The sequence below is a fragment of the Flavobacterium sp. ST-158 genome (assembly GCF_058309975.1).
Window position 1 is genome coordinate 1 of record NZ_JBZEEN010000013.1, and the last position, 12,814, is coordinate 12,814.

Here is a 12,814-nt window from a genome sequence, read left to right on the forward strand (position 1 = left end):
TTCTTTCAGATTCTATAAACCCTGTTCTAAACGAACAGGGTTTTTTGTTTTATACTATTTTTGTAAAGATTATTATTTTATTATGGAAAAACAAAAACTAGTGGATATGACCCGTGGACCTATTGTTCCACAAATTATTCATTTTACTTTACCATTAATAATAGGTAATTTTTTTGTTTTAACGTACAATGCAGCTGATTCTGTGATTGTAGGACGTTTTATTGGTGCTGGAGCTTTAGCAGCTTTGGGCGCGGCGAGTCCTGTGATGAATGTACTTCTTTTTTTAATCATTGGGATCTGTTTGGGGATGTCGGTATTGATGGGGCAGTATTTTGGTGAGCAAAATTTTGACAAACTTAAACGCGTTATCTCAACGTCATTAATCTCAGGAGGAGTTTTTACAGTTGGATTAGTACTTTTTGGCTTTTTTTGCTCTCGGTTGATTCTTGTTTTTTTGAATACTCCTGAAGCAATTTTGAATGATGCTACTTCTTATCTTCAAATTATTTTTATAGGTCTTATTTTTACTTTTATATATCATATTTATGCGTCTACTTTAAGAAGCATGGGGAATTCTAAAGCATCACTTTATTTTTTGATCGCTTCGGCCTTATTAAATGTAGTTATGGACTTTCTTTTTGTGGTGGTTTGGAAAAAAGGTGTAGAAGGTGCTGCATGGGCTACTGTGTTAGCTGAGGCTATTGCAGCTTTGTTTTGTGTTTTATATGTTAGATTTCGTATTCCTATTTTAAGATTTTCTAGCAATGATTTTGTTTTTGATAGGAGTTTATTACGCACGATTGTAAATTATAGTTCTGTGGCTGCTATGCAGCAAATTACACTGCATTTGGGGAAGTTTTTAATTCAAGGTGCAGTAAATCCATTAGGTGTTGTTGCAATAGCAGCTTTTAATGCAGTGGGTAGAATTGATGATTTTGTAATGATTGTTCAGCAGAATATTGCGCATGGAACCACTGGATTTATTGCACAAAATAATGGTAAGGGGAATTTTTCCCGAATCAAGAAAGGGTTTTTAACTGGACTCAAAATGGAAATTGTGTATACTTTAGTAACCTCGGTAGTTGTATTGTTTTTTTCTAGAGAATTGATCGCTCTATTTTTAGGTAAAGGTGAATTAGCTGTTATTAATGCAGGTGAAAAATACCTTAAGATAATGATGTTGCTTTATTTACTTCCAGGAATAACAAATGTAATTCAAGGTTATTTTAGAGGATTAGGGAAGATGAAAATCACTTTGAATTCTACTTTTTCGCAGATGTTAGGTAGGGTTATTGCTGCCTATGTTTTGGCTCCTTATTTTGGAATAGAAGGAATTGCTTTAGCATGCTTAGTGGGCTGGATTTGTATGTTGTCTTATGAAACTCCTTTGTTTTACAAGTCGTGGAAGCAAATTAAATAGTTGTGTTTATTCGGGGTTGCGTTAGGGATGGTAGGGCATCCTTTTGTGAGAGTGGTAATTTTCAGGTTTAAATTAATAGTACCCGAACAAAAGATACAGCGTACAGCCCGACCTTGTTGCTGATAAAAATAGGCTGTTTTACGAAAAGTTCTGCAATAAGGTAACGCCATAAAAAAAGAGTTTAACATAATTGCTAAACTCTTTCTGGATATGATATTCTGATGAAGATTACTCTTCAGCTTCTTCCATAGTGTGGTATACGTTCATTACGTCATCATCCTCTTCAATTTTCTCGATTAGTTTTTCAACATCGGCTACTTGAGCAGGAGTTAATTGTTTTGTGATTTGTGGAATTCTTTCGAAACCAGAAGATAGAATTTCGATACTTCTATTTTCTAATTCCTTTTGGATGGTTCCAAAACTATTGAAAGGAGCATAGATTAAGATTCCGTCTTCGTCTTCAAAAACTTCTTCAGCACCAAAATCAATAAACTCTAATTCTAATTCTTCGGCATCAAGTCCGTCTTTTGGGATGCGGAAGTTACAAGTGTGGTCAAACATGAATTCTACAGAACCCTGAGTTCCCATAGTACCATTGCATTTGTTGAAATAGCTACGGATGTTAGCTACAGTTCTGTTGTTGTTATCAGAAGCTGTTTCGATTAAAATGGCAATTCCATGAGGTGCATATCCTTCAAATAAAATTTCTTTGTAGTTAGCAGTATCTTTGTTAGATGCATTTTTTATAGCACGTTCTACGTTGTCTTTAGGCATGTTAGCTGCCTTAGCATTTTGGATTACGGCTCTCAATCTAGAATTAGTGTCAGGATTTGGTCCGCCTTCTTTTACGGCCATTACAATGTCTTTACCAATTCTAGTAAACGTTTTTGCCATTGCAGCCCAACGTTTCATTTTTCTTCCTTTTCTAAATTCGAATGCTCTTCCCATTTCTGATTATTTTTTTAACGATGCAAAAATATAAATATTTTGTTTTTTTCTAAGTTTTAGTTTTTATAAAATGGCATTTTTACCACTTTGGCAGGAACATCTTTTTTTCTTATTCGGATAAAGATTTCACTGTCAACAGTACTGTTTTCGGTTGTAACATACCCCATTCCGATTCCTTTATTTAAAGAAGGAGCCATGGTTCCTGATGTTACAATACCGATAGGATTTCCATTGGTATCTACAATTTCGTAATCGTGTCTTGGAATAGCACGTTCCTGCATTTCAAAACCGACTAATTTTTTAGTAACACCAACTTCTTTTTGTTTTTTCAAATTATCTGAATTGGTAAATTCTTTGTTGAATTTTGTAATCCATCCTAATCCGGCTTCGATTGGTGAAGTAGTATCGTTGATGTCATTTCCATACAAACAGAATCCCATTTCCAGACGCAAAGTATCACGAGCAGCTAAACCAATTGGTTGAATTCCAAAGGGAGCTCCCGCTTCAAAAACTTTGTTCCAGATTTGTTCTACTTCTTCATTTTTACAATAAATTTCAAAACCACCAGCACCTGTGTATCCCGTAGCCGAAATAATTACATTTTCGATTCCTGCAAAATCACCCACTTCAAAATGATAATATTTTATAGATGATAAATCGACTGATGTTAAAGATTGTAATGCTTCTACCGCTTTAGGTCCTTGGATAGCCAATAAGGAATAATCATCCGAAAGGTTTTTCATGTCAACGCCTAAATCATTTTGAGCTGAAATCCAATCCCAATCTTTATCTATGTTAGATGCATTAACCACTAATAAATACTTTTCGTCTTTGATTTTATAAACCAATAAATCATCTACAATTCCTCCGTCATTATTTGGTAAACAAGAATATTGCACTCTTCCGTCGGTTAAAGTTGCAGCATCATTAGAAGTCACTTTTTGAATCAACGCTAATGCATTTGGACCAGAAAGAAGAAATTCTCCCATGTGCGATACATCAAAAACACCAACAGCAGTACGAACTGTTTCATGTTCTGCATTAATTCCTTCATAAGTAATAGGCATATTGTATCCAGCAAACGGTAGCATTTTTGCTCCCAAAGCTTCGTGTATGTGCGTTAGCGCAGTATTTTTCATTATGATTTTTGTGTAAATTTTGATGGCGCTAATTTATTGCTTTTATTTTGAGTGACAAAGGCGTGAGAGTCAAAGTTTGTAGTGAATAAGCTGAAGTTTCTTCTGAAGAAAAATTATTTTCTAAACTCATTTTCTATTCGCTGAAATAAAGTTAAATTAGAGGAAACTATTCAAAGCGAAATTTATGATAACTTCTATTCCAATTGATAAAAGTGAAATTCTAAAACACTACCAAAAGATTGCTGTGGATGCGCACAAAGGAATTCAAGGGCATGCTTTAGTTATTGGGGGAAGTTATGGAAAAATAGGTGCTGTGTGTTTGTCTTCCAAAGCCGCTTTGAAAACAGGTTGCGGATTAGTGACTGCTTTTGTTCCAAAATGCGGTTATGAAATAGTTCAAACATTTATTCCCGAAGTGATGGTTTTGACGGATGTAAAGAAAAAATGCATATCTAACATCAGTTTTGAATTTCAACCCAATGCTATTGGAATTGGCCCAGGAATAGGAAAGGACGAAGTGACTCAAAAAGCTTTTTTGAAATTTTTAAAAACTAATACCATTCCTTTAGTTATTGATGCCGATGCTTTGAATATTTTATCTCAAAATAAATCATGGTTTCTGCTTTTGCCATCCAGAACCATCTTGACTCCGCATCCCAAAGAATTAGAACGCTTGATAGGGAAATGGAATTCAGAAGAAGAGAAATTCGAAAAAACGATTTCTTTTTCCCTGCAATACAATGTGATAATTGTAATGAAAGGTGCTCCGACACATATTATCGACGGAGAAACGATTTATAAAAATACAACAGGAAATCCAGCTCTTGCTACAGCCGGAAGTGGTGATGTGTTGACAGGAATAATTACGAGTTTGTTAGCGCAATCTTATGATGCAATAGAGGCGGCAAAATTAGGAGTGTATTTACACGGATTAACAGCTGATTTAGCTTTGCCCACAACCGGAATTCAATCCTTTATTGCTTCGGATATTATTGGACATCTTGGTGAAGCTTTTTTGAGTTTGGAATGAATTAATAGAACTCAATCCTTAATTGAAGTTACTCGATTATGTGTGGTTACTTAAAGTTTAGTTTTTAAATCCATCATTCCATGAAGTATTCTTGCAATTTCTATTTCATTCTTTGATACAATCGAATAAAAGATAATATGTTCACCTGATTTAAAACCTAACATCCCTTTAGTCACTATATCATAGTTTCTACCAAATTCCGGATTATTTGCTAAATCATCACAGGATGCCAAAAGCAAATTATAATACTTTTCAGCTTGTAATTCAGACCAGGTTTCGACTGTATAATCCCAAATATCCGATAAGTCATCAACAGCTTTATTTGTTAAATAATATTTAGCCATTTGATTTCTTTTTTGCTTTTAAAACAGCAAGATGTTTTTTAGCATCAAAATCTACTGCACGTCCACTTTCTATTCCATCATTGATCGCTTTTCTTAAAGCCATAATTTTATTTTCCTCATCTTCTAAAAGACGAAGGCCGGCTCTCACCACTTCACTTGCGTTATTAAATCTTCCATCATTTACACTCTGTTCTATAAAATTCTCAAAATGATGACCTAATGATATTGATGTGTTTCTTCCCATGATTGCTACAATTTTAAGTAAAGTTACCAATTTTTGGTAATTTGACAATCTTACTAACCTAAGATTTTTGAAAAATTTCATATAACAGCCATTACTATAAAAGGACTTTTACCGCATATTTCTAATCTTGACGAAGGAAGGAACTTGACAAAGTTGTTCCTCTTTGTGGGCACGGATTACAAATCCACGTTATCTGGGCTATCGGATTTGATAATATTTGAATTAAAAATATCCTTTTTATTTTTATGGTATTGAATTCTTGATTCATAGCCATAGATATTTTCCATTTTGTTTTTATAATTATCTATTAATTGTTTCCTTAAATCTTTAATTTCACTAAGCTCTAATAGTGAAATATTTATTTCTGACATCATAGAATTATAATCTGGGATATGAAAAAATTTCATGTCTTTAATTAATTGTAAGTCATTTTTAATGCGTAATAGAAAATAAAGGGTTTTACTATCAATTAAATCATTTATCAGTAGAATTTCATCAATGATTTGAATTGATTTATCAATAATAGAATTTAAGAGATAGTTGTTTTCTTGATTGAAAGAAATATTTTGAAATGTTCTACCTCTATTGGCATCTTCCTTTGGCCATTTACTTTTAATATAAAGGTCAATCTGAATATCTAGGTTTTCTCTTGTAACTTCATTGGTAAATTCGATATCATTTTTTAAAACGATGACGAATATTTTATTTAACAAAATTGCAAGGAACCTTATTTTATTAGTTATATGCATAAAACTAATGACTTTTCGATTCTCTTTAGGATTGAAAACAATTAAGTAATAAAAGATAAAAGCAGAAAAATACGAGTAACATAATTTAATATAAATAATTCCTATACTATATTGTAATTCGTTAAAGGACTCAATTTTTATAAAGTATAATTCTGTGAAAACAATTGAAATAAAACATATTATGAATATATATTTTACGATTGAATTGAGAGCTTTAAGACGTGAAATAAAAATTTTATACAAATGACTCATGTATGCTTTAATAAAAATTGACTTATAAACTTTTGTTTCTATTCTTGCTAACAATTTATATATACACTTATGTTGTCAGACTTATTATTATTTGAATTTGATTGTTAAGTCTGAAAAACATAAGCGTTTATTCTTTTTTCAAATATAGAAAATAATACTTACAAAGTGGAATTTTATTTTTTATGATTATTTGTGCTGTTTTTACGCTAAGTCCAGTAAAATAAGGCGTCCGAAGCAAAAATAATGATCTGATACGGTCTTCCGTCAGGTTGATAGATGCTTCGGACGGGCTTTTTTATTGTATTCAATGTTGATTGCTGTCTTAGAACCCTGTCAGAGTTTAAACTCTGACAGGGTTGATTGTAAAAAAAAGGCTTCAGCCTAATCTTTAAATTTAGATTTCGGCTAAAGCCTTTTGAAAGCTTTAATTTGTAATTGGGCTTTAGCCCAATTCTATTCAATTTTAATTAAAAAAAATCAGTGTTTATCTGTTTACATCAGTTTCATCCGTGTTCTATATTTTTTTGTATTTCCACACCAACACATCAGCCGTTTTCATGGCTTTTGTTCCAATGATAATTTCGGCATTGGCAGGCAATTTCATTTCGTACACTTTATCCGAATAGTTTACGGCAATCCCAAAACCATCACGGTATTCCACCATAATTCCTTCAGGATAATTTTCAATTTGGATATTTTGTTGTTGGTATAATTTAGTCAAGACTTGTTTTTCCAAATCTCCTTTTTTAGAATCCGCACCAATATAAGTCACCGTTCCTTTACCTAATTTACGTGAAATTACAGCGGGAGTTCCAGCATAGAAATCGCCCTGATAGGTTCCCCAGATTTCAGTTCCTTTGTTTGGTTTTAACAAATCGCCCCAAGAAACCCATTCAAAATCCTGATTGTTGAATTTAATTTTATCGGGAGATTGCGGCATCAATAAATCATAAGATTCTATTTCGGAACCAATTAATTGCCACATCGGTTCGTAGAATTTGGCTTCCCAAAGATGTCCTTCACGATTTTGAATTCCTGAACGACAACTCAATATTAAGTTTCCTCCGTTTTGGGCGTAAGCCGTTAATTTGTCAATCATTTGTTGATCGATCATTTGGTAAGCAGGAACAATTAAAACGGGATATTTAGAAAAATCAGTCGTATCACGAACAAAATCTACTGGAGCGCCAAAGGATTTCACCGCTTTGTAATACTTTAAAAAATGTTTTTCGGTATTCCATTGATTGGTTTGTTTGTTCAAATCAATTCCCATTACATTATCGGCATTGAATAGAATTCCCGTTTTGCGTTGTGCATATTCCTTTGGCAATTGGGATTTAGGATTGTGTTTTTTACGCAAAGTATTGATGTCTTTGATAAATTGGCTGAATTCTAATCCGCCAGTTGTTGGCGTAACGCCATCAGGACCCACAATTCCGTAATGAAATTGCTCGTAGCCATACAAGGGTGCGCGATAGCGATAGGTACAAGTAAACTTACTTCCGCCAGCAAAAACATGCCACAACCAAAGTCTCATAGCTCCTGGTAAAGGTTGCGGATTAATGCTTCCCCAATTCACTTGACCAGGTTGTAATTCCATAACACCATAAGCGCCTTTCATGGGACGGAAAAAATCATTCGACATCGCAATTCTAGAATATTCGCCCACACGATACCCTTTTGGTCCAATTCCTAAATCACTTCCATAAACCATATAACGGGTATAGGAAACAAAGTCCAATTCTTTGCTTGCTCCTACATAACCCACATCGTACATCGGAATATAGTTAGAAGTAATCCATTGATTTGGGTTCGAATATTGACGAATCACTTTAGCCTGTTCATCTAGGAAAGTAGCAGTTTCGTTATCGGCAAAACGGTAATGATCCAGTTGAGCGTGCAAGTTCATTCCCCAAAGGGCGTGTAGCGGAATATTGATTTCATCAAAATTACTATACGTTCCACTCCAGAAATTATTACCCCAAGATTCATTCAAGGCATCGATGGTTTTGTATTTTTCTTTTAACCAATTGCGAAATCGTTGTGGCGCATCTTTTCCATAATCCAGAAAACGACGTGGTTCATTGTCTAACTGCCAGCCGATTACATTTTTGTCATTTCCATATCTTTTAGCTAATTCGGCAATCATTTTCATTGAATACGAACGGTAATAATTACTTGAAAAAGTAGCATGTTGACGCGTTCCATGATCCATTTTAGAACCATCTTCCATAGTGGCCAATACATCAGGATGCTTGCGAACCAACCAAACCGGAGGCGTAGCGGTCGAAGTACACATAATTACTTTGAGATGGTATTTTTTAGCCAATTCTAAGGATTTATCCAACCATTTAAAATCGTATTTGCCTTCTTCGGGTTCAAGTTGTGCCCAGGCAAATTCGCCAAAATGTGTGAATTCAAAACCCATTTTTCCCATATTCTGAAAATCGCGTTCCCATTGCGCCGGATCCCAATGTTCAGGATAATAATACACTCCTACGGAAGTTAAATCCTTGGAAGGGAAGAAATTTTCTAATTTTTGAGCAAAAGTCGCTGCGCTCCACAACAGTAGTAATGCCAGAAAGTATTGGGTTGTTTTTTGGTTCATAATGAAATGGTTTGGAAATAGATAATTACAAATCTAAGTTTTTTTAGATATAAAGTGTAATTTTCTCACTTATTTGTCAGGAAAAATCAAAATAGCTACGAATTCACGAATTAATACAAATTAGGAAGCTTAGTATTAAACGGATAAACTGAAAGCAGATAAATTCGTGTAATTTAATTTTCTGAATTTTTGAATGTTACTGACAATTCGTGAATTCGTAGCGAAAACTTTTAAATGCGTATAATCTGATGCATATCCATAAAAATTGGGATCGGAATGGGCTTGTTTTGTGCCAGGGAAAATTGTCCATGTGCTGGCGTTGATCCTCCATTTTAACTGTTTTAGAACTGTCGCATCTTTGTAAAGTCAATAAAGACAAGCAATTTAAAACAATATAAAAATGAAAACATTTAACGTACCTACCAGAGAAGAAGTAGCTCCTGCTAATCAGGAAATTTTTGATAACTTACAAAAAGCCTTAGGCTTTGTTCCTAATTTGTACGCTACAATTGGGTATTCCAAAAATGGTTTGTCTCGATTTTTAGCGTACCAAAATGCCAAAACATCGCTGAATAACAAAGAAAAAGAAGCCGTAAGCCTAATTGTAAGCCAAGTAAATGGTTGTGTCTATTGCCAAAGTGCGCATCTCGTTATTGGAAAAATGAATGGTTTCTCCGACGAGCAATTGTTAGACATTAGAAAAGGAAAAAGCACCGATGCTAAACTCCATGCCTTAGTACAACTTGCTGCTGATATTGCAGCCAACAAAGGAAATGCAAGTGCCGCAACCGTAGATGCCTTTTTTAAAAATGGCTATACCCATGAAAATTTGGTGGATTTAATCCTGCTCATTAGCGACAAAACTGCTATGAACTTTTTGCACAATTTAACTCAAGTTCCTGTAGATTTTCCTTTGGCTCCCGCTTTAGAGTTGGAAGTTGCTTAATTACAATAGGTTTTTTATTCCAAAAGCCCCACATGGATTGTGGGGCTTTTGGAATTTTGTTTCTATAGATAATCGATGCACTCGAGCAGCAATTGGTGTCATTGCGAGGAACGAAGCAATCTCACAATCAATTTCATTTTTTAATTTAGTTTTGTATTAAAAAGGAGTAACAATTGGAATGGGCACGGAAAACATTTCCGAGCTATCGGGTTTAGGTACAGTTTGTTTATTTACAATGATTTAAAATTATAACGAGATGGCACTTTTATTATTTCATAAAGATTTACTCCTTCATGAATTTCAAATTTTATGAAATCGTACTTGCTATCATTTATTTCTTCAATGAGTTTTTTCTCGTATTCAACTATATTTTCTTTAGATAGTAATTTTTTTGATTTGTCTAAAATTTGTAAAAGAGACAATTTATTTCCAACATTTTCTTTAGTTATTTTAGCTTTTACTAGTCTAAAAAATTCATCATAGTTGTCAACTAAAGTCTCTACTTGCCCTTTTATTATTTTATCGTTTATGAATAGATTTGCTAATAAATGATTAATAATTTCAAGTAATAAATACAAATGCTCTTTTTTAGGTTTTACAATTTCATGTAAAGCATCATTTCCCATGAATCTTATTGAATGTAATCTTTTGGATTCACTTAACGTAAGATGTCCTTTTTTATTTAGTAAATCAATTCTAATAGAAAGATTATCATTCTTTATTTTTAAGTGATTGCATAATGCTTCAATTATCGCTCTTAAACCTCCTGCCGTCAGAATTGACAGGTCGGCTTTAAAAGCCATTATGGTTTCAATATATATAATTCTAATATTTTCAGGAATGTAATTTTGATATTCCAATTCATTACTTTTTTTTAAATAAAAAGGAAAAATCATTTTGTCAAAATAGTAATCAGGCTTACCTTCTTCATCATGCACCACCATATCTGTGTCTCCGTATACTTTTAAGAAAGATATATTTTCACAACCTAAGCACTCTATTACACAATAATTTTCAATCCACATAAAAAAGTCATTTTCATCGCTACCTCTTAATTCTTTTTTGAAAAGCTCTTTATGATTTCTTAAACCTTTACAATTTCTACAAAAATATTTTTCTTTCATATTTTCTTCCATAATTCTGAATTATTTGATTTTGTGGTTAAATTGTGCCGAACTTGTTATATACTCACCTAAAAGTTGCACTTATACACCCAAATTAATCTAGATTGCAGCAATTCTTATGCTTTTTATACGTTAATCAAACCTAGTGATTTTACTTACAGAAAACAAATAATTTGAAAAAATAAATAGCAAGGGAAAATTGTCCATGCTTTTGCGTCAATGCTCCAATTGTTTCAATCTCAATTTTTTGCATCTTTGTATGGTAGCAATACATTATAATCCTTAAAACAGCTTGTATGGAACAAAAATTACCACTTCCGCCTTTTACTTTGGAAACTGCTTTGCAAAAAGTGCAATTGGCAGAAGATGCCTGGAACAGCAAAGATCCAGAGCGCATTGCCTTGGCGTACACCATTGATTCTGAATGGCGTAATCGCAATGAGTTTATTAACGGTAGGGAAGCAGTAAAAGCTTTCCTAAAAGGAAAATGGGAAAAAGAACTCGATTATAAACTTAAAAAAGAGTTATGGAGTTTTAATGAAAACCGTATTGCCGTTCGTTTTGAATACGAATACCGCAATGCCGCAGGAGAATGGTTTAGAGCTTATGGCAACGAAAACTGGGAATTTGACGAAAATGGCTTGATGCAAAAACGTTTTGCCAGTATTAATGATTTGGCAATCGAGGAAAAAGACAGAAAGTTTAAGTAATTAGTATCGTTAAACCAATAAAGTATGAATATTCAAAATATCATCGCACTTTTTGATCGTGATTTAAAGAAGTTGAAAGTGGAAATAGAGTCTTACAAAGACGAAAGTAAAATATGGGCAATTGATAAAGGAATCAGTAATTCCGCTGGAAATCTTTGCTTGCATTTGATAGGGAATCTCAACACTTTTGTTGGATTAGCTTTGGGTAAAGTCGAGTATGTTCGAAATCGAGAATTCGAATTTTCTTGTCCATACATACCGAAAGAAGAGTTGCTTTCTCAAATTGAAGCTACTCAAAAACTAGTTCAAACGAGTTTGTCAAATCTAGAAATTAGTGATTTAGGGCAAGAATTCCCCATAGTTGTGTTCGATAAACCGACTTCAACGGAATATATGCTGATTCATTTAACGACACATTTGGCTTATCATTTGGGACAAATTAATTATCACAGACGACTTTTAGACAACTAATTAATTCGGATTACTATGGCACAAAATTTTCACCAAATCGCTTTTACCGATGGGGTTAAAGCCTTGCAGACGGTACACGGCAGTCGTAATAGCTACGAACGAATGGAAAAGTTCAATGTTGTTGATGGTTTGTCGGAAAACGAAATGGTTTTTATTGCCAATCGAAATAGTTTTTATTTGGCTTCCTATGGTGCAAATGATTTTCCTTATGTACAACATCGTGGTGGACCAACCGGTTTTTTGAAAGTTCTGGATAAACACCGAATTGGCTTTATTGATTTCACCGGAAATAAGCAATACATCACGGTTGGGAATATGGCAACAAACCATAATGTTGCTTTAATAATGGTCGATTATCCGTCACAATCCCGATTGAAAATCTATGCGAAAACGGAGATTGTGGAACTCAATGACAATCCCGAATTACTAGCGACACTTGATTTAGGGGATTATAAATTTCGCCCAGAACGAATGCTGGTTTTTCATATCGAAGCTTACGATTGGAACTGTCCGCAACACATTACACCGCGTTATACCGCCGAGGAAATTAAAATTGCGTTGCAACCGCAGCAAGATTATATTGCAAAATTAGAAGAAGAAAATAAAAGACTGACCGACAAATTAAAAGAAGCGGGAATTAATTAAATTTCATTAGATTAATCCGTTGGGTGTAATTAATCAAAATTTTTTTAAAAAAAAGGGGATTCTAAATTTAACCAAAAGTAAAATGGAACCAATAATGTCAGTCTGAGCCTGTCGAAGACTTTACATAAGATGCATTTCGACAAGCTCAATGTGACAGTAAGTATAAAATTAACTGAAAAAAATA

13 protein-coding genes are annotated in these 12,814 nt (G+C 33.6%); 6 read left to right on the forward strand and 7 right to left on the reverse strand.

Translation table 11 applies throughout. From position 1 onward, the window contains the following. The first annotated feature begins 82 nt into the window (after window positions 1-82). Window positions 83-1,420, forward strand: coding sequence for an MATE family efflux transporter (locus AC4FRF_RS15780; RefSeq protein ID WP_491160939.1), 1,338 nt, complete (start codon window positions 83-85; stop codon window positions 1,418-1,420). A gap of 228 nt (window positions 1,421-1,648) precedes the next feature. Here AC4FRF_RS15780 and AC4FRF_RS15785 read toward each other — a convergent pair whose 3' ends face one another. Both AC4FRF_RS15785 and gcvT read right to left on the reverse strand, forming a co-directional pair. After that, window positions 1,649-2,368 carry a YebC/PmpR family DNA-binding transcriptional regulator gene (locus AC4FRF_RS15785; RefSeq protein ID WP_491160940.1) on the reverse strand — a complete coding sequence of 240 codons (720 nt, stop codon included), beginning with the start codon at window positions 2,366-2,368 and terminating at the stop codon, window positions 1,649-1,651. Window positions 2,369-2,424: 56 nt separating this feature from the next. Continuing rightward, window positions 2,425-3,507, reverse strand: a complete 1,083-nt coding sequence (gene gcvT / locus AC4FRF_RS15790; RefSeq protein ID WP_491160942.1) for a glycine cleavage system aminomethyltransferase GcvT — start codon at window positions 3,505-3,507, stop codon at window positions 2,425-2,427. A 184-nt stretch (window positions 3,508-3,691) separates the two neighbouring features. Here gcvT and AC4FRF_RS15795 point away from each other — a divergent pair, with 184 nt between their 5' ends. Beyond that, entirely contained in the window at window positions 3,692-4,537 is an 846-nt protein-coding gene (locus AC4FRF_RS15795) for an NAD(P)H-hydrate dehydratase (RefSeq protein WP_491160943.1), read from the forward strand. 50 nt (window positions 4,538-4,587) lie between these two features. On the opposite strand, the gene AC4FRF_RS15800 is transcribed toward AC4FRF_RS15795, so the two are convergent. The 4 genes from AC4FRF_RS15800 to AC4FRF_RS15815 all read right to left on the reverse strand — a co-directional run bounded on the left by AC4FRF_RS15800 (window position 4,588) and on the right by AC4FRF_RS15815 (window position 8,734). After that, a complete protein-coding gene (locus tag AC4FRF_RS15800; RefSeq protein ID WP_491160945.1) occupies window positions 4,588-4,881 on the reverse strand; it encodes a type II toxin-antitoxin system RelE/ParE family toxin in 294 nt (97 codons plus the stop codon). Then, entirely contained in the window at window positions 4,874-5,125 is a 252-nt protein-coding gene (locus tag AC4FRF_RS15805; protein ID WP_491160947.1) for a type II toxin-antitoxin system ParD family antitoxin, read from the reverse strand. Before AC4FRF_RS15805 ends, AC4FRF_RS15800 begins: the two co-directional genes overlap by 8 nt. A gap of 176 nt (window positions 5,126-5,301) precedes the next feature. Next, window positions 5,302-5,874 carry a hypothetical protein gene (locus tag AC4FRF_RS15810; RefSeq protein ID WP_491160949.1) on the reverse strand — a complete coding sequence of 191 codons (573 nt, stop codon included), beginning with the start codon at window positions 5,872-5,874 and terminating at the stop codon, window positions 5,302-5,304. Between the two features lie 766 nt (window positions 5,875-6,640). Continuing rightward, the gene (locus AC4FRF_RS15815) at window positions 6,641-8,734 is read right to left on the reverse strand and encodes a beta-galactosidase (protein ID WP_491160951.1); all 2,094 of its coding nucleotides are present in this window, start codon (window positions 8,732-8,734) and stop codon (window positions 6,641-6,643) included. A 400-nt stretch (window positions 8,735-9,134) separates the two neighbouring features. Here AC4FRF_RS15815 and AC4FRF_RS15820 point away from each other — a divergent pair, with 400 nt between their 5' ends. Next, window positions 9,135-9,680 carry a carboxymuconolactone decarboxylase family protein gene (locus AC4FRF_RS15820; protein WP_491160952.1) on the forward strand — a complete coding sequence of 182 codons (546 nt, stop codon included), beginning with the start codon at window positions 9,135-9,137 and terminating at the stop codon, window positions 9,678-9,680. Window positions 9,681-9,910: 230 nt separating this feature from the next. Here the strand turns inward: AC4FRF_RS15820 and AC4FRF_RS15825 are convergent, their stop codons facing one another. Next, the gene (locus tag AC4FRF_RS15825) at window positions 9,911-10,816 is read right to left on the reverse strand and encodes a DUF4145 domain-containing protein (protein WP_491160954.1); all 906 of its coding nucleotides are present in this window, start codon (window positions 10,814-10,816) and stop codon (window positions 9,911-9,913) included. Window positions 10,817-11,100: 284 nt separating this feature from the next. On the opposite strand from AC4FRF_RS15825, the gene AC4FRF_RS15830 reads away from it, so the two are divergent. The 3 genes from AC4FRF_RS15830 to AC4FRF_RS15840 are packed head-to-tail and all read left to right on the forward strand — an operon-like array spanning window position 11,101 to window position 12,630. After that, window positions 11,101-11,514 carry a nuclear transport factor 2 family protein gene (locus tag AC4FRF_RS15830; RefSeq protein ID WP_491160956.1) on the forward strand — a complete coding sequence of 138 codons (414 nt, stop codon included), beginning with the start codon at window positions 11,101-11,103 and terminating at the stop codon, window positions 11,512-11,514. A 24-nt stretch (window positions 11,515-11,538) separates the two neighbouring features. Continuing rightward, entirely contained in the window at window positions 11,539-11,985 is a 447-nt protein-coding gene (locus tag AC4FRF_RS15835; RefSeq protein WP_491160957.1) for a DinB family protein, read from the forward strand. A gap of 15 nt (window positions 11,986-12,000) precedes the next feature. Continuing rightward, window positions 12,001-12,630, forward strand: coding sequence for a pyridoxamine 5'-phosphate oxidase family protein (locus AC4FRF_RS15840; RefSeq protein WP_491160959.1), 630 nt, complete (start codon window positions 12,001-12,003; stop codon window positions 12,628-12,630). Window positions 12,631-12,814: the final 184 nt, after the last annotated feature.